Origin of the sequence: Lyngbya confervoides BDU141951, assembly GCF_000817775.3 — a bacterium.
Classification (GTDB): Bacteria; Cyanobacteriota; Cyanobacteriia; order Thermosynechococcales; family Thermosynechococcaceae; genus Lyngbya; species Lyngbya confervoides.
Genome location: NZ_JTHE03000100.1, coordinates 69785 through 87569, shown reverse-complemented (window position 1 = coordinate 87569; position 17785 = coordinate 69785). Strand labels below are relative to the sequence as shown.

The window sequence follows — 17785 nt, the reverse complement described above, 5'->3', positions numbered from 1 at the left end:
TCTCCTTCTAGGCCTCTATTCATGGGTGGTCTGCTGTTGATAGGCCAGGTAAACGGCTTCGAGGAAAACCTCGGGCGACGTTTCGAAGGGCAAGGGGGATAGCCCCATGAGCTGGATGGCCTGTTGGGCAAGGTGGATAGCCAGTTCTGAGCGCGCCCGCCAGTCCATTGCTTGACGACGCTGCAAATATTCACGAATCACCGCGAAGTCATCCGGGTGTAATTGACCTACCTCATGCTCCAGGGCCATCTCCAGACTCAGGGTTTGCACTTCCGGTGACATTCCCAGGGCCAATGGGGAGAAGGACCGATCTTCCTGAATCACCAACGTGCCAGCAACCCAGTCCCCAAGCCGCTTTTCCCGCTGCCCCAGAATAATCAGCAGCATCCCTAAAAAGGCAATATCGTCCAGGGGGCGCAAAAGGGATCGCAGCAGAGCCTGGGCTAAACCCACTGGCTGACCATCCTCACGAATGACGCGGATTTTAGCGTAGCGCTTGCCGGGGGTTTGCCCCTGCCAAAGGGTTTCAAAGACCACAAAATAGCCCGTATACACCCCAAATACGATGAGCAGGGCAACGGCCGTGAGCCAGAGATTCCCATTCTCCTTGGCACCATTTATGGTGTCCATGGACACCTGGATTTGATAGGAGAGCCAGGCCCAGGCACTTAATAAACCCAGCAGCAGCAGGCCCCAGATTAGGTAATCAACCAAGAGCGCCACGGCACGATTGCCGATGCCTGCCAGGCGAAATTCCAGCTCGACACTTTCGGGAGTGCGAATTTTGACGCGATTAAATAAGCTCATGGATCTATGGGATCTATCGGCCCCGCTGGATTTCGCAAGCCTAGCCCAAAGCCTTCCCGACGCGCCCGCAGATCGTAGTAAACTACGGCCTTAATCGCCTGCCAGAGCGGCATGACCAGGATGGCTCCCCCAAAGCTCACCCCCAACAGGAGGAAGGTGGAGAGCAGGGCCACCCCAGGGTTGACGTCCTCGGTGGGAAGCAGGGCACTAAGGACCTGGGTGGGAATATTCACCACCAGGGTAATCAGAAAGGTCACCACCACAATCCACTGAATGCGACCTACGGCCCCTTGAGTGAGCTTCCAGCTGCGACTGATGGCCGAAACCGCGTCCAGGTTTGGCTCAATGGCAAGGGGCACTTCCACAATCAACAGACGTGAAAAGAGGCGAATGATCAAAATCAGCAGGGCGATAAACCCCACCACGGCAAAAATCGGCAGGATCACCCTCGCCAACCCTGGAGATACCGATCCTAGAACCAAGGCCAGCCCCACTAAAATCAGCAGGGCAATGATCACCACGATATAAATTCCGAAGGCAATACAGCCCACCAGTAGCCCCGCCGCCAGAAAATTCCAGAGCTGAGGCTGGGTATGGCGCATGACCTCTGCTTCCGACTCCGGCTGCTGAATGACATCTCCAAAGGCTAAGCGAGCAATCCGCCCCGTGATTTCACTGTACTTTGCCCATCCATACACGGGGACAAAAATCCAGAGGTAGGCGATCGCCGAGAGCCTCAGATATTGAGTCAGATGGGTTCGATAGAGGCGCACCCCAGCACTGACCACGTCCCCCACACTCAGCGGTTGAAACGGACGACTCGGATTAGAATTAAACATAGCTTGCAAAACGAAGTGCCAAGGTTGAGGCTATCTTAGGCGAGTTTTCCCCCTTGCTCAATCTTTCGGGTTATGAATGTCAAACGCTGGATTGCCAGACGAGAACCCAATTGGACCCGCTTAGAAGCATTGTTGACCCAATTGGAACGGCGCGGGCTACCGTCGCTTTCGACTTCAGAGATCAAGGAATTAGCCAGTCTCTATCGTTCGGTCTGTGCTGACCTCGCCCGCGCCCGAACCCATCAGTCCCAGGTGGGGCTCACCCTTGTACAGGTGCTGCAGCGCCTCACCTCCCGTGGCTACAGCCAGATATACCAGGGGCTGCGCCCCCAGAATTGGCGGTCCATCGTGACCTTTTATCGCGATCGCTTTCCGGTGTTAATTCAAAACACGCGTGGATCCCTGGCCCTGGCCACTGGACTTTTTGCCCTAGGGGGGGTGATGGGCTGGTGGTTTGCCTGGCGCGATCCGGTGTTTCTTGCGCTTGTGGTGCCAGAACCGCTGATCCACACTGTCCAGGAAAAGGGCGAGTTGTGGATGGGATCGATTTTGGGCACGGAACCCGTGGCCTCAAGCTCCATCATGATCAACAATCTGTCGGTTTCCTTTCGAGCGGTGGCTGGTGGGATGACCCTGGGGATCTTCACCATCTTTTTATTATTTTTCAACGGATTGCTCATTGGCGCTGTGGGGGCGCTGGTGGGTCAAAACAACCTGGCGATCCCCTTTTGGGCCTTCGTCGCTCCCCACGGCGCCCTGGAGTTGCCCGCTATCTTCATGGCCGGGGCCGCAGGGCTGTTGATTGCCCGCGGGTTGCTCTTTCCCGGTCAGTTTCGGCGGCGCGATGCTCTCAAATACTATGGGCTGCAGGCGGTGCAGCTCATGTATGGAGTCATTCCCCTGTTAGTGGTGGCCGGGGGGATTGAAGGCTTTTTCTCCCCCAGTCCCCTGATTGCGGACCCGCTTAAGTACCTGGCGGGTCTCCTGCTGTTGACGGCCCTTGGGGCTTACTGTAGTCGTCAGCCCAGGCCCCTGCCATCCTCTAAAGCTGATGTTTGGCCTTGATCTGGAGATAGCGATCCACCAGGGAGGTGGACACTTGATTCGCCGGGGCATCCAGCACCAGCACCCCCTGCTGCTGGAGACTGGCAAAGGCAACCTGACGCTGGGCCAGTAAATCCAGGGCCACAGCACGGGCATAGCTGCTGGGGATGTCTTGCGTCAGCCGATGGGCTTGCACATCCACCTGGGGGTCGCGCAGGGTGACGCAAAAGGGGAGATAGCGCGGTGTTAAACGTCCCAGGGCCGCCAGAAGTTCTACAGAGGCCGTGGCATCCACAATGTCGGTAATCACCACCACCAGCGCCCGTCGCGTTTGTTGATTGGCCAGGGTGGTCACCGCACCCAGATAGTCGGGCTCTAGTAGCTTGGGCTCAATGGGCGTGAGCTGTTCAATGAGGGTATTCAAGTGGGCCTGGCCGCGCTGGGGCGCAATCCAGGTATGGATCTGGCGATCAAAGACACCGACCCCCACGCGATCGCCCCGATGCAGCCCCGCCAGGGCCAGGGACAAGGTGGCATTTAAACCCCAATCAAATCGAGCTAATCCCTTTACCTGAGCCGTCATTAGGCGACCGCGGTCCAAGAGAATCATGAGGGTCTGCTCCTGCTCGGGCTCTAGGACTCGCACCAGCGGGACTCCGCGTCGGGCCGTCGCCTTCCAGTCAATGAATCGAGGATCATCCCCTACGCCATACTCGCGCAGCTCCGCAAACTCTGTGCCGATGCCTAGACGCCGCGCCCGGCGAATATTTCCCGAGGATTCTAGGGTGAGGCGAATCGTCAGAGATCGCAGCCCCAGCAAATCAGGATAAACCGCCACCGTTTCGGCCAGGGGAAGGCGCCAGTCGTGCCAACTCAGCTTCCAGGGACTGAGCTGCCGCACCTGCACGTATTTCCAGTCGTAGGTACCGCGCTGGGTGGGGTGCACAGTGTAGGTCAGATCCTGCTGCGTCTGGGGGGGAAGCTGGACCTGCAGCGGCATTGCGGTGCCTGAGAATGCTAGGGGATAGGCATCCCAAACCTGAAGCGTTGCCGGCCCATCGCCAGTGATCAGGGTCAGCGTGACCGGGTTATCGCGGCCAATGGAAAGTCGGTGGGCCACCTGCCGAAGCACCTGGACGCGCCGGGAGCGAAGGCGGCGATGATCCCAAAGGGCCACCCCTCCCACCAGCAGGTTAAACAGCAGCAGCCCTCCGACTCCCAGGGTGGGCGAAAAGAGCAGCCAGAGCATCACGGCCATGGCGCCGCTCAGCAGTAGTAGACCGTAGGTGCGCAGTGCTGGTACCATCGCAGTCCCCCTAGCGAGGCACCGGAACGTGCGCCAGAATCGATCTGATGATGGCATCCACCTCCATGCCATCGAGCTGGGCCTCCGGTCTGAGAATCAGACGGTGTCGAAGGAGGGGTTGGGCCACTGCCTTAACATCATCAGGCGTCACAAAGCTGCGCCCGGCCAGCCAGGCTTGGGCCTTACTCCCCTTTACCCAGGCCACCGTCGCTCTGGGGGAAGCTCCAAGGACGAGATCGGGATGACTCCGAGTCTTTTGCACCAGGCTTAGCACATAGTCCAGAATGGACTCCTCCACCCGCAGCGATCGCACTGCCTGCCGCGCCTGCAGAATTTCAGGTGCTGAGGTGAGAGGGGCTAGGGCCGCCAAGTCAATCCGTTTTCCCTGAAAACCAGCCTGGTAGTTGATCAGCATCTGTTTTTCCGCTTCCCCATGGGGATAGTCCACCCGCAGCTTAAAGAGAAATCGATCCAGCTGGGCTTCTGGCAGGGGGTACGTGCCTTCAAATTCCAGGGAGTTCTGGGTCGCAATCACCCAAAACAGATCCGAGAGCGGCAGGCTTTGGCCATCCAGGGTGACCTGCTGTTCCTCCATGGCCTCCAGCAAGGCTGACTGGGTCTTGGGCGGTGTGCGGTTCACTTCGTCGGCCAGTAGGATTTGCGTGAACACGGGGCCTTTTTTGAGCGTAAACTCACGGCTGTTGAGGTCAAAAATATTAGTCCCGATGATATCGGAGGGCAAAATATCTGGCGTGAGCTGAATTCGGCGAAATTCTGATTGGACCAGCTGAGCTACCACCTTCACCAGTAGGGTCTTGCCAGTTCCGGGAACCCCTTCTAAAATGACATGCCCTCCGGCCAAAAGCGCCACCAAGAGCTGCTCCACCAGAGGGTTCTGCCCCACAATGGTTTGATTCAGCGACTGTTGGAGACGGATAAAGGTGGCTTGAAGCTCCATACCCCCATCCCTTAAATTACGGCACATTTATCTTAATCAATTCCGGCCCGCCCTTAATGAATTCCGGCCCACCTAGACTTTCCCTGCAATGGCTAGGAAGATCACAGATCCGCATGCCCTCTCACCCGTCGCTAGGTGTCCGGAGGTCTCGCGATCGCTGGGGGAGGTGCTGACGAATATGCTCCAGATGCCACAGCCAGGTCCGCAGATCTCGGGCGGTTTTAGGTCGATCGGGGGACAACAATGGCATCAGATCTGCTCCCGGTCGCCCTGTCTGTTCGGTCCAGGCTCGCAGGAAGGCCTCCCGATCCACAACCCGATGGCCTAGCCCCAGCGATCGCTGAACTTGCAGTTGCTCTTCGCGACCCACAACCTCAATCACAAACTCGCTGCGATCTGCTTTATGCAGAATTGCGGCCAGGGCCTGAATATAGGCTTCACTATTGTCCAGTTGGGCATGCGTGAGGGGAATCGGCTGTCCAAAGCGACGGTTGTTCGCCCAGATCAACACCATGACCAAAATCCCCCCCTGAATCAACAGCAGCAGCAGAGGCGTTTTCAGAAGGTAAGACGCCCAATCCCTATCTCCTTCTGCCTGGGCGACCTCCGGATCCTTGTAGCCATGGAGATATTCGTCTATCCAGATTGGGCCGGAGCCCACCAAGTTCGCCAGGAAAGGAAAATTACCTGGCGCCTCCTGATACGCGTTCGCCGCCAAATCAGCGGGCACCCCATAAATGATGCTGCCCTGACCCAGGGTTTCGCGCCAGAGAACCGCCCCAAAGCGATCGGAGAGCAGCGCCTCATCGGTCTGGGGATAGCGGCGAGCCGTTTGAATGTGGACCGGGCCTTGAGGCGTGGATAGCTGGCTGGAAAAGGGGGCTGGGGTCACCGGTTGCGGCAGGCCCAACATCACCCAGGTATTGCCCTGTTGAATCCAAGCGGTCTCCAACTCCGAGAGGCTCAATCGAGGAAAGGGCAGGACCTGAACCAGCGTGTGCCCCGATTGAGGCTGCTGCGCGATCAAATCCTGAAGGGGGCGGCGCCAGCGCTGAATGGGAATGCCCCGCTGCTCCATGTAGGCGTACCAGGCGCCGTACCCGTCTGGAGCGCGGCTAAAGGTGGATCCGCTGCCCTGGCGATCGCTGCGGGGCGCCAGCACCAGAATCCCCCCCACGATGACCATCAGGATCACCAGCCCCAAGAGCCAGCGGCGGCGGAGAGGGCCTTTCATGAACGCAAGCCTCGATCTAGACTTTGGTAGGCCTCCAGACAACGCTCATAGCCCTCTTGGGAAATCTCCGCTTGCCCGAACTGAAGCCGCTCATGGGTTTGAATCAAGATTTGGCAAGCCAAGGCCGCTGGAGTTTGCGCCAGGATCCGCTGATATTCTCCATCGGTGCGACTGGCATCATGGGGGACAAGGTCGCCCTCATGAAGACGCTGTAGCAGCGCCATGTATAGGGATCGACAGGCCTCCCGGTACTGTCCTTGACGCTGCTGATGCTGGGCTTGCTGCAGCCAACCCAGGGGAGATTGCACCGGAGGAGTCGCCCTTTGAGAGCGATCGCGCCAGGTTTTGAGGTGTCGCTGTTTCCCCTGCAGATAGGGCCACAGCCACCGATACAGCACGATTCCAACGCAGAGGACTAAAAGCGCCACCATCCCCCAAAGCGCCACCTCGAACCACCAGTCGGGAAAAACCCAGGGGGCCGGCGAGTTTCCATCGAACCATGACCGATCGGGCAGCCGGAGCTCGATCCACTCGCTGACTCGTTGCCCAAGCTTTTGGAGTTGCCAATCCAAACTTGTTTTTTGATAGGTCGCGGCCATGGAGATCCTTATCTAGCCTGACAATATCTAGCCTGACAATATCTAGCCTGACAATAGACTAAATCTAGTCTGACAACAGACTAAAGAGACTTCATCCAGGCATAGGGCAGCGTCATCATTTTTTGCATCCCAGGAACGTAGGCTCGTTTGGTAAAGACGTCATAATTGTTTTTCTCAATGACGTCTAAAATTTGACGGTACAGCACCAGCGCTGACCACACAGGCCAACGGGCATCCTTTTCCAGAGCACGCACGCCGCTCTCCGCCTGGGCAAAAAACTTACGGGCGCGGGCAATCTGAAACTTCATAAGCGATCGCCAGCGATGGTCAATCACCCCGCGAAACAGATCCGCCTCAGTGTAGTTAAAGAGAGCCAAATCTTCTAAGGGCAGGTAAATGCGCTCTCGCCGCGCATCTTCGCCCACATCGCGCAGAATATTGGTGAGCTGATTGGCAATTCCCAGGGCAATGGCTTGCTGAATGGGATCTCGCATCTCGGGTTCAAAGGGATCGATCCAGGGCGCCTGGAGCTCATCGCTAAAGGGCTGCAACCCCATCACCGAGGCCGACATCAATCCCACGGTGCCCGCCACCCGATAGCAATATAGCTTCAACTCCTCAAAGGTTTCATAGCGGCTACGGTACAAGTCCATGCGCTGACCCGCAATCATGTCCCGAAAGGGTTGAATGTCTAGGTTAAAACGGCGAATTGTGTCAATTAAGGCCACATCGGTCACGTCCGTTGCGTCGCCCTCAAACAAGGCCTCTAGCTCAGCCTCCCAGCGATCCAAGGTTTCGGGAGTCGTAAATTTTGCCTGGGGTCCATCCACCAGCTCGTCGGTGCGGCGACACCACACATAAATTGCCCAGATGCCCCGCCGCTTTTCTTCGGTCATGAGCAGGGTTCCCAGGTAAAAGGTTTTGGCATAATCTGCCGTGATCCTACGACATTGCTCGTAAGACTCCTCTAGGCTACACAAAACTTTGGTTCTTCTCAGTGTTTCAGGCAGTTGCAGCATTCGTCGTTTTGGAGGAAGTTGGCAGAGGAGCCGAGACAGCAGCCAGAGAGTCTGCTTCGGCAGATGAAATGGCCTGTGCAGCCAGCTTACCAGAAAGCACGGCCCCTTCCATACTTCCGAAGAAGGGCTGAGCTGTGTAGCTTCCCGCCAGGAAAAAGTTTGGAATTGGAGAAGCCTGAGCGGGTCGGAACTGCTCACGGCCCGGAGTCGCGGTGTAGATAGAGCGCGGAGTCTTGACCACATGGCTCTTTACCACCCGAGCTGGCTCCGGTAAATGTTCTGGAAAGAGCTTTTCAAGTTCCTGAAGGGTGGCCGCCATAATCTCCGCATCGGGACGATGAATCCAGTCTTCCGCCGGAGCGACCACCAGCTCCAGCATGGACTGATGGGGATTTTCATAGGCTTTGCAAGAATTGCTCATATCTGAGTAAACACTCAGGATGGGCGATCGCGAGAATAGGGTGTGATCAATGTGGGTGAGCTTGCGATCAAACCAAATTTGTACATTAATCACCGGCACCCCCTCCAACTCCTTTAAGTTGGCAAAATAGGGGATCTCTTGCCAGGGGGAGGGCATCAGCACTTTCATCACGTCCACAGGCAGGGCTGATACGTAGGCGTCTGCGCTTAGCACTTCATCCGCTGCGCCCCCACGACCGCGAATTAGAAAATGCCGAACGCGGCCATCCTCCTGCAGAGCAATTTCCTTGAGCGGCGCCTGCAGGCGCACCTTGCCGCCCCGGGCGGTGATGTAATCCACCATGGGCTGACAGAGCCGATCGGGGGGGGCGCCGTCCAGGTAGCCAATGCGCGATCCGTTTTTTTGCTGCAAGAATTTGTTCAGAGCGCGCAGTGGAATGGTGGCAGAAATTTTATCCGGGTCGATAAACTTAAGGGCCTTAGAGGCTGCAATGAAAATTTCCTGGTCTACTTTTTGATCAATTCCCCGCGAGGCCAGCCATTCGGAGAGGGTGTAGCGGTCCATGGACTCCACGTATTTATCTCCGCGAACGATGGCGGGAATCAGACCGATCGCCAGACGCACCTTTTGCCCCCAGGAGAGCATGTCGTTATTGCGCAAAATCGAGACAATCACGTTAAAGGGAGCCGGGATATCCGGCACATCAAACCAGGAGAGCACCCCTGGCTTATCCGGCTGATTAAAAATCAGGGCGTGGCGCTTCCACTGAATGCGATCGCTGATTCCTAATTCATCCAGGAGCTGCAGCATATTGGGATAGGCCCCAAAAAAATTGTGCAGACCGGTTTCAACCCAGTCTCCCTCCTCATCTTTCCAGGCCGCTACCAGACCGCCGAGCACCTCTCGGCTCTCTAAAACAATCGGGGTGTGCCCCGCATCCACCAGATATTTGGCACAGGCTAATCCTGCTAGTCCGCCCCCGGCGATCGCAACTCGCATTCGCTCTCCACATTGACTCCGATACAGCTGAGCAGCCATATTCCTAAGGCAAGAAAATGACTCCGACCCATTATACCTTTGCAATATGTTACATAGCTTTAGTTTTTTTAATTTTTTGGGAACCGGCAGGGACGAGGTCCGGGTCCGGGCCCGGCAAAAATCCGGTAGACTAGGTCAGGAAACCAACAGTGCTCCTACCGGTAGATTCTATGTTAGAGATGGCCGATCTCAAGCGAGAGATTGATTCTATGTCCAAGCGCCTGGGTCAGACCCAGGACTATCTTTGACCTGCCTGCTCTCAATGCCAAAATTCACGATCTAGAGCACCAGGCCGCAGAGCCAGACTTTTGGGACAATCAAGCCCAAGCCCAGCGTATTCTTCAAGATTTAAATGACCTGAAATCCAGCCTCGCGCAGTTTCATGACTGGCAGGGAAAGCTGGAGGATGCCGAGGCTGTGGTGGATTTGCTGGAGCTGGAGAGCGACCCGGCATTGCTTCAAGAAGCAGCAAAAAACCTGATCGATTTGCAGCAAGCACTGGATCATTGGGAGTTGCAGCAGTTGCTTGCTGGCCCCTACGATGCCAACGGTGCTGTGCTCACCTTGAATGCCGGGGCGGGGGGAACCGATGCCCAGGACTGGGCTGAAATGTTGCTGCGCATGTACACCCGCTGGGGTGAACGCCAGGGCTATAAGCTAAAGCTCGCAGAACTTTCAGAAGGGGATGAGGCAGGGATTAAATCGGCCACTCTGGAGATTGAAGGCAAGTACGCCTACGGCTATCTGAGGTCCGAAAAGGGAACCCACCGCCTGGTGCGGATCTCTCCCTTCAACGCGAACGGCAAGCGTCAGACCAGCTTTGTGGGCGTTGAGGTCATGCCGCTGATGGATCACGAGGTGGCATTGGACATTCCCGATAAGGATCTAGAAATTACCACCTCGCGTTCGGGGGGAAAGGGGGGCCAAAATGTGAATAAGGTGGAAACCGCCGTGAGAGTGGTGCACTTGCCCACGGGATTGGCGGTTCGTTGCACCCAGGAGCGATCGCAGCTTCAAAATAAGGAGAAGGCGCTGGCGCTTTTAAAAGCCAAGCTGCTAGTCATTGCCCAGGAGCAGAAGGCTCAGGAAATTGCAGATATCCGGGGCGACATGGTAGAGGCAGCCTGGGGAAATCAAATTCGCAACTATGTGTTTCATCCCTACCAGATGGTCAAGGATTTGCGCACTAATGAGGAAACCCCAGCGATCACTGAGGTGATGGACGGGGCCATTGATCCCTTCATTGAATCCTACCTGCGCCAAAGCCAAAGCCTGACAGACGAACCCTAGCCTGGGATGACCCTAGTAGGTTCCCCCGTCAGGCATGACGGCCTTGGTCATCTTCGCATCGTCGAACTTGACCATTCTGACGTTAGCGCAGCTCAAGATCACCCGGCTAAAGTTGGTTTCATTGAGGGTCAAATTCCCCAAATCCGCTCCCGCCATATTGGCCCGGCTAAAATTTGCTCCGGTTAAATCTGCGTCCACCAAAATAGACTCGCTCAGGTCACAGGCCACCAAACTGGCCCCAGTTAGGTTTGTTTTTCGCAAATTGGCGCGACTGAGAATGGCCAGCCAAAGGTTCACACCAATCATCACAGACCCCTCTAAATTGGCTTCGCTGAGGTTTGCCCGGCTTAAATTTGCCCGTGTCAGCATGGTTTGCCAAAGACTAGAGCGCGTCAGCAGCGCGTCTTTAAAGATGGTGTCCATCATTTGGGCCTGATCCAGGAGCGTATCGCTCATATTGGCGCGGGTAAAGTTCGCCCCCTTCAGATCTGCGCTAATTAAGGAGGCGCCGCTCAGGTTGGCCCGGATTAAAATCGCCCCTCGCAAATCCGCTCTCTCTAAAATAGACTGACTTAAATTGGCGCGGGTTAAGTTGGCATCTCGCAGATCCGCCCGCTCCAGGTTGGCCCCCGAAAGATTAGCCCCCCTCAAATCCAGTCCTCGGAGGTCCTGACCCGCAAGATCCATATCTTGATAATCCAACGATGCGGCTCCTTCGTGGTGGGATTGATAGTTGACTTCGTATTGAGAATTCATCGGCAGGATAATGGTTTAAAAATAATCAACGGGCGCGAGAAGAGACTATGGGCCTGCTATCCGGAAGACACAAACGCGGTTCCCTGGGTCCCAGGGAGAAGAATACCCTGGCAGTTTGAATATCATACACGCCGCACCTGCCTCAGACCTATCGCCATTGTCCCAGGGATGCCCCAGTCCAAATTCAAACTATGGCGAAGATCTAGGGTCCTTCAGCCGGAGGAAGATGAGGAGAGTTTGCGAAAGGAGGGTTCCTTGAGCGACTTTTGGTTATACTGCTTTACAATCTCCCGAAATTCATCCCCTTCCAGGGTTTCCTTAGCCAGCAGAATCTCCACCAGACGGTCCATTAGCGGGCGATTCTCACGCAGAAGACGGCGAGCTTCTTCATAGCAATGCATCACGATCTGCCGCACTTCGTAATCAACTTTAATCGCCATATCCTCAGAATATTCGCTGCGAGACGACCAGTCACCGCCTAAAAATACATCAGAATTTTCCCGCTCCAGGGCCACATGCCCTAGCTGGGACATCCCCAGCTTGGTCACCATTTCTCGAGCCACGTTAGCCACAGCTTGCAGGTCGCTGCTGGCGCCAATGGTGACTTCCTCCTCGCCAAAAATTTCCACCTCAGCAGCCCGGCCACCGAGATAGATTTTAATCTGGTCCATCAGGAAGGCGCGACTGTATAACCCACTATCCACCCGGTCTTCATCAAAAATTTGCTGGGCAAATCCCTGAATTCCACCCGAACGAGGAATGATCGTGACTTTATTAAGGGGGTCTGTGTGATCTAACAGGGTCATGAGCAAGGCGTGGCCTACCTCGTGGTAGGCAATGAGCCACTTTTTCTTATTGTCCAGCAGCGGGGACAGGGACAGGCCGATGGTGATTCGGTCAATGGCATCCTCAATTTCCAGGTTGGTGATCGCCTCTTTCCGTCGTCTGGCCGTGAGAATGGCTGCTTCATTGAGCAGATTGGCCAGGGAGGCACCGGAAAATCCTGGGGTGCGCTGGGCGATGGCCTCTAGAGATACTTCTTCTGATAGCTTCTTGTTCTGGGCATGCACCTGCAGAATTCCTAAGCGTCCGTTGTAGGATGGCAAATCCACATTAATGCGGCGGTCAAAGCGTCCGGGTCGCATCAGGGCTGAATCGAGAACATCCGGGCGGTTGGTGGCGGCAATAATAATTACGCCCGTATTGCCCTCAAACCCATCCATTTCCGTCAAGAGCTGGTTGAGGGTCTGCTCACGCTCATCGTTCCCGCCACCAATACCGGCCCCGCGCTGGCGACCCACCGCATCAATTTCGTCCACAAACACCAGACAGGGGGCACTATCTTTGGCTTTACGGAACAGATCGCGGACTCGGGAAGCCCCAACCCCCACAAACATTTCCACAAACTCCGAACCGGAAATACTAAAAAAGGGAACCCCGGCCTCCCCGGCGATCGCCTTGGCCAGCAGGGTTTTTCCGGTTCCGGGGGGACCAATCAGCAGCACGCCCTTGGGAATGCGAGCCCCTACAGTGGTAAAGCGTTCGGGTTGTTTCAAAAAACCCACCACCTCCTGGAGTTCCTCCTTCGCCTCTTCAATGCCTGCCACATCTTCGAAGGTGACTCCGGTATCGGGATCCATCTGATAGCGGGCGCGGGACTTGCCAAAGTTGAGAATTTGGCCGGGGCCACCCCCAGAGGCTCCACTAGCCCGGCGCAGGAAGGCAATGAGGAGTAATACAATCAAAAACCCGAGGAACAGGTTAATCATCAGGCCCACCAGGGGATTGTCCCCCTCCTGGGGCATGAGGGTATAGTCCACATTGTTTTGATTCAGGCGCTCAATCAACTCGGGGTTCCGCTTGAATAACCCCACGGTTTGAGTTTTGGCTGACTCCCCTTCCCCAAGTTGAAACTCAATCAACTGCTGCTTTGGGGTTGTGCGGATCTTCACCTCTTTGAGTTGACAGCTTGCGCGAACCTGACATTGATCCACGAGTTGAATGAACTGGCTGTAATTAATGTCCTCTTGGTCCCCCTGCGCCTGTGCATTCGCCTGGGCTAGGGCAGACCCCTGGACAGTCCACAACCCCAGCAGCAGAGCAGAAAGCCGCCACAGCGTTCGCAGAGAGCCTATTTTTTTGTTCATACCGAAGGGGGTCGCACAAGAGGACGCGTTTTTCATGGGCCGGTGCTGGAATAGGAAAAAGGTCGGCGGGAGTGAGGATTCTCCCACCACGATAGGGTTAGGTCTGGGCAGTGGAGAAGGGTATCGTAACCATACCCACATCAATAGCCGGGATAAACATTTTTGAATCCTTACTCAAGCTTAGTTTAAGTGAAAAAGAAAGAACTCTGCTACGGGCATCGGCCCAGGGAAGGCGGTTTCCCCCCTAGGGGCAGCTTCAAGAGTAAAGACCTTAGAGCTTTTCTCCAAGGCCTCTGCGACGATTTACGGGATCATTTTGGCCCTTCCCCCTGAAATCGCGTTGGGGGAATCCCTTCCTACCTTAGGCGTGGGGATGAGCATGGGCGTGGTGCGAGGTGCGAGCCGCGCCTCCCCATGCGACGCTGGGATCTGAAGAGGATTCAAACAGAGATTTAATTTGGGGCATGGCCCAATTGGCCGCCATGTCTAAAAACGCTGGATGATCATTAACACAGTCCATTTGAATGCATTGAACATCGGAAGCCGACTTTTCAAGGCGATGGATGATGTGGTGGACATCTAGCAAGGTTTCATGGTTTTCCGTGGCAAATCCAATCGGCATCATCACGATTGCCTTTGCTCCCAAGGTGATGAGATTTTTAGCTGCCTGGTAGACGTTGGGTTGAGTCCATTCAATGAGGGGGGTATCGTGGTTGAGCCAGCCGATGGAGATCAAGGGATATTGATTTACCAACTGCTCGCGCACCTGCTGATACAGGGCCTCACTTTCTTCAATGCCCGACACGAATCCCTTGGCTTTGTGGGGACAGCCATGATTCATCAGCACAATGCCGATCTGGGAGGGAAGATAGGTTGAGGCGAGGGTTGTCTGGATCTCTTGGCGCACCAGATCAGCCAGCAGGTGAATGTAGTCAGGTTGATTAAAAAACGAAGGGATATAGCGAAGATCCTGAAGCCAGGGCTGGGAAGTCTCCTTTCCGATCTGAATTTGACTGAGTGCTTGGTTCACCTGCTCCACCGCAATGCCACTGGTGAAAATAGAGTCCACCACCAGCAGCGGATAGATTAAAACCTTCTGAAATCCAGCATCGTGAATCTGCTGTAGCACCTGGTGCGGGAGGTGAGGCGGACAGAAGTTAAAGGCTTTGAACACCTGTACGCGATCGCCCCATCGGTCTTGCAGGGTTTTCTCGATGCCCGCCCGCTGCCGTTCGAAAATTGCGTTATGGGGAGAAATGAAGTTGTGATGCTGATGTCCCCATTCATGGAGATCAAACATCGCCAGCAGCTTCGCAAGGGGCGGATAAAGCCAGGTGGGAACTGGCGCAAATTTGGCGGTTAAAAGATTGAGAGCCTGTTCATTGTAGGTGGCAAAGTCTTCGTACTTTTCTACCTCACCGTAGCCCATTAGCAAAACAGCGACGCGGTCCGTCTGCGTTTGTGAGGCCTCGTGGGTATGGGAATGGTTAGTGGTCGCGACCATGTGGAGTTCTCCAGGAATTCGGGTAAGCGGGTTAATCCTGACGACAAGAAAAGGATATCGCTAAGATTAACCAATGCGGATGTACCGCTTTTAGCCTAGCATCCCCCTCTGGGGGAGTCGTCATAAACCCTTGTTATTCATAAATCTATAGAGATTCCCCCCTGCATTGAGGCAAAAACATTGTTAAAAGTTCAGATTTTCTCAGGATTTCATGGAGACGATTTGACGCGGTCCTTCGCTGCCGCCTTCGCTGCTGCCTGGCAGCGGACGCCGGATCCCCCGCCAGCCCAGGGTCTGGGAGATCAAGATTCAGAGTTCTTGCCGCAATCTGCCGCCAGTGCAGATCCGTGGCGGCGGCGTCCCTTTGTGGCCCTCACCTGTGGTCCTGGGGGCACACAGATCATCCCCGGAGACCATGCCCCCCCAGGCCATCGCCCCCCCTCAGAACCGGATCATTCAGGACAGGATCATTCTGTGTATCTGGGCTTCAGCGCTGGGGTTATCCCAGCATTGAAGGCTGCTCAAATTCAACGGCTGCGGGGCCGATCTGTCCTGGGATTAATGGCCTGGGATGGTTGGGGGGTTCCCCTCGGAGGTGCGGTTCCAGCCTTTCGCTTTAGCCACGATGTTTGGAGTGATCTCACGGCGGCCCTCCTGGGCGGGGAGCGAACTTTTTTTGCCGATCCGCCTATTTCCCATCTAGATCTGTGGCGATCGCCTACACAGGCGAGGGGATGGTATCGCCAACCCTTCTGCCAGGGTAGGGCATCGGGATCCTTGGTGGAAACGACGGCCATTGAGGCGCTGGTGGATTGTATTGATCAGCTGCTACCCATCTCCTAGGGAAGCCGATCCCTGGGAGGGGCAACCAGGGTTAGCAGTTTAGGGTATGATTTTTGGGCGGTTTGGATATCGAAACAACGTGAATTTTCAGTCAGTAATTGCCACCCTGCATCAGTTTTGGAGCGATCGCGGCTGTTTGATCGTTCAGGCCTATGACATTGAAAAGGGAGCGGGCACCAAAAGCCCCCACACCTTTCTGCGCGCCCTGGGGCCTGAACCCTGGTCGGTGGCCTACGTGGAGCCCTGCCGCCGTCCCGGAGATGGACGCTATGGCGAAAATCCCAACCGCTTCCAGTATTACTATCAGTATCAGGTCTTGATCAAACCCTCCCCTGATGAGATTCAAGAGATTTATCTAGAGTCCCTCCGCGCCCTCGGTATCCAGCCGGAGGATCATGACATCCGCTTTGTGGAGGATAACTGGGAAGATGCCGCCGTGGGGGCCTGGGGTGTTGGGTGGGAGGTTTGGTTGGACGGAATGGAAGTCACGCAGTTCACCTACTTCCAACAGTGTGGCGGCTTGGACTGCAAGCCTGTCTCCGTGGAGCTCACCTATGGGTTAGAGCGGCTGACCATGTATCTTCAGAACGTGGATGCGATCGCCAAAATTGACTGGAACGGCACCCTCAGCTACGGCGATGTGCACCTGCAGGGAGAAATTGAGCAGTCTATCTATAATTTCGACGCCTCCAACCCGGATCTTCTGTTTCAGCTGTTTAATCTCTACGAGACTGAGGTTCAGCAGCTTCTAGCGCGCGCCCTTGTCTTACCTGCCCTAGATTACGTCCTCAAATGCTCTCACACCTTTAATTTACTCGATGCAAGGGGCGTCATTTCCGTGGCAGAGCGAACTCGCTACATCAGCCGAATTCGCCAGATGGCGCGAGGGGTCGCCCAACTTTATCTCCAGCAGCGGGAGAATCTTGGGTTTCCCCTGCTCAAGAAAGGGGCAGCTTAAGAAAAATTAACAATTGATTGAATCAGCGGAGTAGGAGGCTGAGGCGCAGTTTAAACTCTTCTTAAGCTTTTTGATACACAGTTTTAATTTTCAATGGGTATCATGTGATACAGAAGTAAACTTAGACTCGTTCATCTCCCTTTTGCTCGGAGACGGAAGTAGGGAGTATTCCCGAAGGAACGCGCCTACCCTAAATGTCACTAGAATCGACTAGGAGGCCGTGAAACGTGAATTTAACATATCGAGGTGTTGACTACACCCCTCACCCAACTCAAATCACCCCTATCCGTCGGCAACGCATTGGCCAGTATCGTGGGGTGGCCTGCGATCGCGCTGTCTACGATCTCAAGACCATACCGCAGCCCAGTTATATCCTCAAATACCGGGGTGTCTCCTATGAGTCTGGTTTGACCACAGCCGTTTTACAGCCCGTGGTTCCTAGCTTTCATGAGGATTCTGCTTCAGGGATTCAGGATCAACCCAGACCGGTTCACTCCTCCCGGTATCAGCAGCTCACGGAACTAGGTCGCATTCATAATCAGTTTCTGCTGAAAAAGCTAGAGCAGCGCATTGCCTCTGCACAGCAGCGCGGTGATGCCCACCTGATTGCCCTACTGGAGCGCGAGAGATCGCAGCTTGCCTAGGCTAGGTTTTTGCACCAGCGCTCCAATAGGGAGCGCTTTTTTGTTTGTTTGACGGGGGGAGTTCTCTCGCTGCAAATCACCTCTAATCGCCCTATGATGCGGACGGAAGCTCCCCTCAAAATCGCCACCCGATTCATGGGAGGCCCCCGGAGCTCATTCACGCCGTGGATGGCTTGGAGAGATCAGCGAATGCGTAAAGCGACCCCAAAGGCGATCGCAGCTTTACCCGACCACCTTGGCATGGTCGTCTCGGCCATAGGAAATGAAAATGGATTCCGGATTGGATATCGCTCAGTCAATTAAGGCTCTGGGCCGATTTTACTGGATTGTTGCGGCCGTGATTTCCCCCCTGGCGATTGCCCGGTGACCTGTGGCTAT

General features: G+C 55.4%; 16 protein-coding genes and 1 riboswitch. Of the genes, 5 read left to right on the top strand and 11 right to left on the bottom strand.

The window, feature by feature from the left end; genetic code table 11:
- Positions 1–15 precede the first annotated feature (15 nt).
- Both QQ91_RS17200 and QQ91_RS17195 read right to left on the bottom strand, forming a co-directional pair.
- Positions 16–807 (bottom strand): RDD family protein, encoded by a 792-nt coding sequence (locus QQ91_RS17200; RefSeq protein ID WP_166276508.1) that lies wholly within the window; start codon positions 805–807, stop codon positions 16–18.
- Positions 804–1646, bottom strand: a complete 843-nt coding sequence (locus QQ91_RS17195; protein WP_166276505.1) for a DUF7847 domain-containing protein — start codon at positions 1644–1646, stop codon at positions 804–806. The genes QQ91_RS17200 and QQ91_RS17195 overlap by 4 nt, the downstream gene beginning before the upstream one ends.
- Before the next feature lie 72 nt (positions 1647–1718).
- On the opposite strand from QQ91_RS17195, the gene QQ91_RS17190 reads away from it, so the two are divergent.
- A complete protein-coding gene (locus tag QQ91_RS17190) occupies positions 1719–2711 on the top strand; it encodes a stage II sporulation protein M (RefSeq protein WP_166276502.1) in 993 nt (330 codons plus the stop codon).
- On the opposite strand, the gene QQ91_RS17185 is transcribed toward QQ91_RS17190, so the two are convergent.
- The 6 genes from QQ91_RS17185 to pds all read right to left on the bottom strand — a co-directional run bounded on the left by QQ91_RS17185 (position 2689) and on the right by pds (position 9226).
- Positions 2689–3996, bottom strand: a complete 1308-nt coding sequence (locus tag QQ91_RS17185) for a DUF58 domain-containing protein (protein ID WP_166276499.1) — start codon at positions 3994–3996, stop codon at positions 2689–2691. The genes QQ91_RS17190 and QQ91_RS17185 overlap by 23 nt on opposite strands.
- 10 nt (positions 3997–4006) lie before the next feature.
- Positions 4007–4954: an AAA family ATPase gene (locus tag QQ91_RS17180; RefSeq protein ID WP_166276496.1), complete on the bottom strand. Its 948-nt coding sequence runs from the start codon at positions 4952–4954 to the stop codon at positions 4007–4009.
- Positions 4955–5075: 121 nt separating this feature from the next.
- Complete coding sequence (locus tag QQ91_RS17175) at positions 5076–6188, bottom strand: DUF4350 domain-containing protein (protein ID WP_166276493.1); 1113 nt, start codon at positions 6186–6188, stop codon at positions 5076–5078.
- Complete coding sequence (locus QQ91_RS17170) at positions 6185–6787, bottom strand: DUF4129 domain-containing protein (RefSeq protein ID WP_166276490.1); 603 nt, start codon at positions 6785–6787, stop codon at positions 6185–6187. Before QQ91_RS17170 ends, QQ91_RS17175 begins: the two co-directional genes overlap by 4 nt.
- Positions 6788–6867: 80 nt before the next feature.
- Positions 6868–7806 (bottom strand): phytoene synthase, encoded by a 939-nt coding sequence (locus QQ91_RS17165; protein ID WP_166276487.1) that lies wholly within the window; start codon positions 7804–7806, stop codon positions 6868–6870.
- Positions 7790–9226, bottom strand: coding sequence for a 15-cis-phytoene desaturase (gene pds / locus QQ91_RS17160; RefSeq protein ID WP_166276651.1), 1437 nt, complete (start codon positions 9224–9226; stop codon positions 7790–7792). The genes QQ91_RS17165 and pds overlap by 17 nt, the downstream gene beginning before the upstream one ends.
- A gap of 209 nt (positions 9227–9435) precedes the next feature.
- Here pds and prfB point away from each other — a divergent pair.
- Positions 9436–10555 (top strand): peptide chain release factor 2 gene (prfB, locus tag QQ91_RS17155; protein ID WP_166276484.1). Its coding sequence is split into 2 segments (ribosomal slippage): positions 9436–9510 and positions 9512–10555, totalling 1119 coding nucleotides; the frame shifts between segments, so codons are not numbered across the junction.
- Between the two features lie 12 nt (positions 10556–10567).
- Here prfB and QQ91_RS17150 read toward each other — a convergent pair.
- The 3 genes from QQ91_RS17150 to QQ91_RS17140 form a co-directional block, all read right to left on the bottom strand.
- Positions 10568–11311, bottom strand: coding sequence for a pentapeptide repeat-containing protein (locus tag QQ91_RS17150; RefSeq protein WP_166276481.1), 744 nt, complete (start codon positions 11309–11311; stop codon positions 10568–10570).
- 212 nt (positions 11312–11523) lie between these two features.
- On the bottom strand, positions 11524–13458 hold the full coding sequence (gene ftsH / locus QQ91_RS17145) for an ATP-dependent zinc metalloprotease FtsH (RefSeq protein WP_166276478.1): 1935 nt from the start codon (positions 13456–13458) through the stop codon (positions 11524–11526).
- A gap of 361 nt (positions 13459–13819) precedes the next feature.
- Positions 13820–14962: a ferrochelatase gene (locus QQ91_RS17140; protein WP_166276475.1), complete on the bottom strand. Its 1143-nt coding sequence runs from the start codon at positions 14960–14962 to the stop codon at positions 13820–13822.
- 222 nt (positions 14963–15184) lie between these two features.
- Between QQ91_RS17140 and QQ91_RS17135 the strand changes: the two genes are divergently transcribed.
- The 3 genes from QQ91_RS17135 (at position 15185) to QQ91_RS17125 (ending at position 17407) form a co-directional block, all read left to right on the top strand.
- Entirely contained in the window at positions 15185–15805 is a 621-nt protein-coding gene (locus QQ91_RS17135) for a hypothetical protein (RefSeq protein WP_166276472.1), read from the top strand.
- A 79-nt stretch (positions 15806–15884) separates the two neighbouring features.
- On the top strand, positions 15885–16763 hold the full coding sequence (gene glyQ / locus QQ91_RS17130; RefSeq protein ID WP_166276469.1) for a glycine--tRNA ligase subunit alpha: 879 nt from the start codon (positions 15885–15887) through the stop codon (positions 16761–16763).
- A 126-nt stretch (positions 16764–16889) separates the two neighbouring features.
- A riboswitch (Glutamine riboswitch) is annotated at positions 16890–16949 on the top strand.
- A 41-nt stretch (positions 16950–16990) separates the two neighbouring features.
- Entirely contained in the window at positions 16991–17407 is a 417-nt protein-coding gene (locus tag QQ91_RS17125; protein WP_166276466.1) for a DUF4278 domain-containing protein, read from the top strand.
- Positions 17408–17785 lie beyond the last annotated feature (378 nt).

Bases quoted from the DNA above. Each gene is read 5' to 3' on its own strand.
- QQ91_RS17150 (WP_166276481.1), bottom strand. From the start codon at position 11,311: ATGAATTCTCAATACGAAGTCAACTATCAATCCCACCACGAAGGAGCC.
- QQ91_RS17165 (WP_166276487.1), bottom strand. From the start codon at position 7,806: ATGCTGCAACTGCCTGAAACACTGAGAAGAACCAAAGTTTTGTGTAGC.
- QQ91_RS17185 (WP_166276499.1), bottom strand. From the start codon at position 3,996: ATGGTACCAGCACTGCGCACCTACGGTCTACTACTGCTGAGCGGCGCC.
- pds (WP_166276651.1), bottom strand. From the start codon at position 9,226: ATGCGAGTTGCGATCGCCGGGGGCGGACTAGCAGGATTAGCCTGTGCC.
- QQ91_RS17180 (WP_166276496.1), bottom strand. From the start codon at position 4,954: ATGGAGCTTCAAGCCACCTTTATCCGTCTCCAACAGTCGCTGAATCAA.
- QQ91_RS17195 (WP_166276505.1), bottom strand. From the start codon at position 1,646: ATGTTTAATTCTAATCCGAGTCGTCCGTTTCAACCGCTGAGTGTGGGG.
- QQ91_RS17190 (WP_166276502.1), top strand. From the start codon at position 1,719: ATGAATGTCAAACGCTGGATTGCCAGACGAGAACCCAATTGGACCCGC.
- QQ91_RS17140 (WP_166276475.1), bottom strand. From the start codon at position 14,962: ATGGTCGCGACCACTAACCATTCCCATACCCACGAGGCCTCACAAACG.
- QQ91_RS17200 (WP_166276508.1), bottom strand. From the start codon at position 807: ATGAGCTTATTTAATCGCGTCAAAATTCGCACTCCCGAAAGTGTCGAG.
- QQ91_RS17170 (WP_166276490.1), bottom strand. From the start codon at position 6,787: ATGGCCGCGACCTATCAAAAAACAAGTTTGGATTGGCAACTCCAAAAG.
- QQ91_RS17175 (WP_166276493.1), bottom strand. From the start codon at position 6,188: ATGAAAGGCCCTCTCCGCCGCCGCTGGCTCTTGGGGCTGGTGATCCTG.
- ftsH (WP_166276478.1), bottom strand. From the start codon at position 13,458: ATGAACAAAAAAATAGGCTCTCTGCGAACGCTGTGGCGGCTTTCTGCT.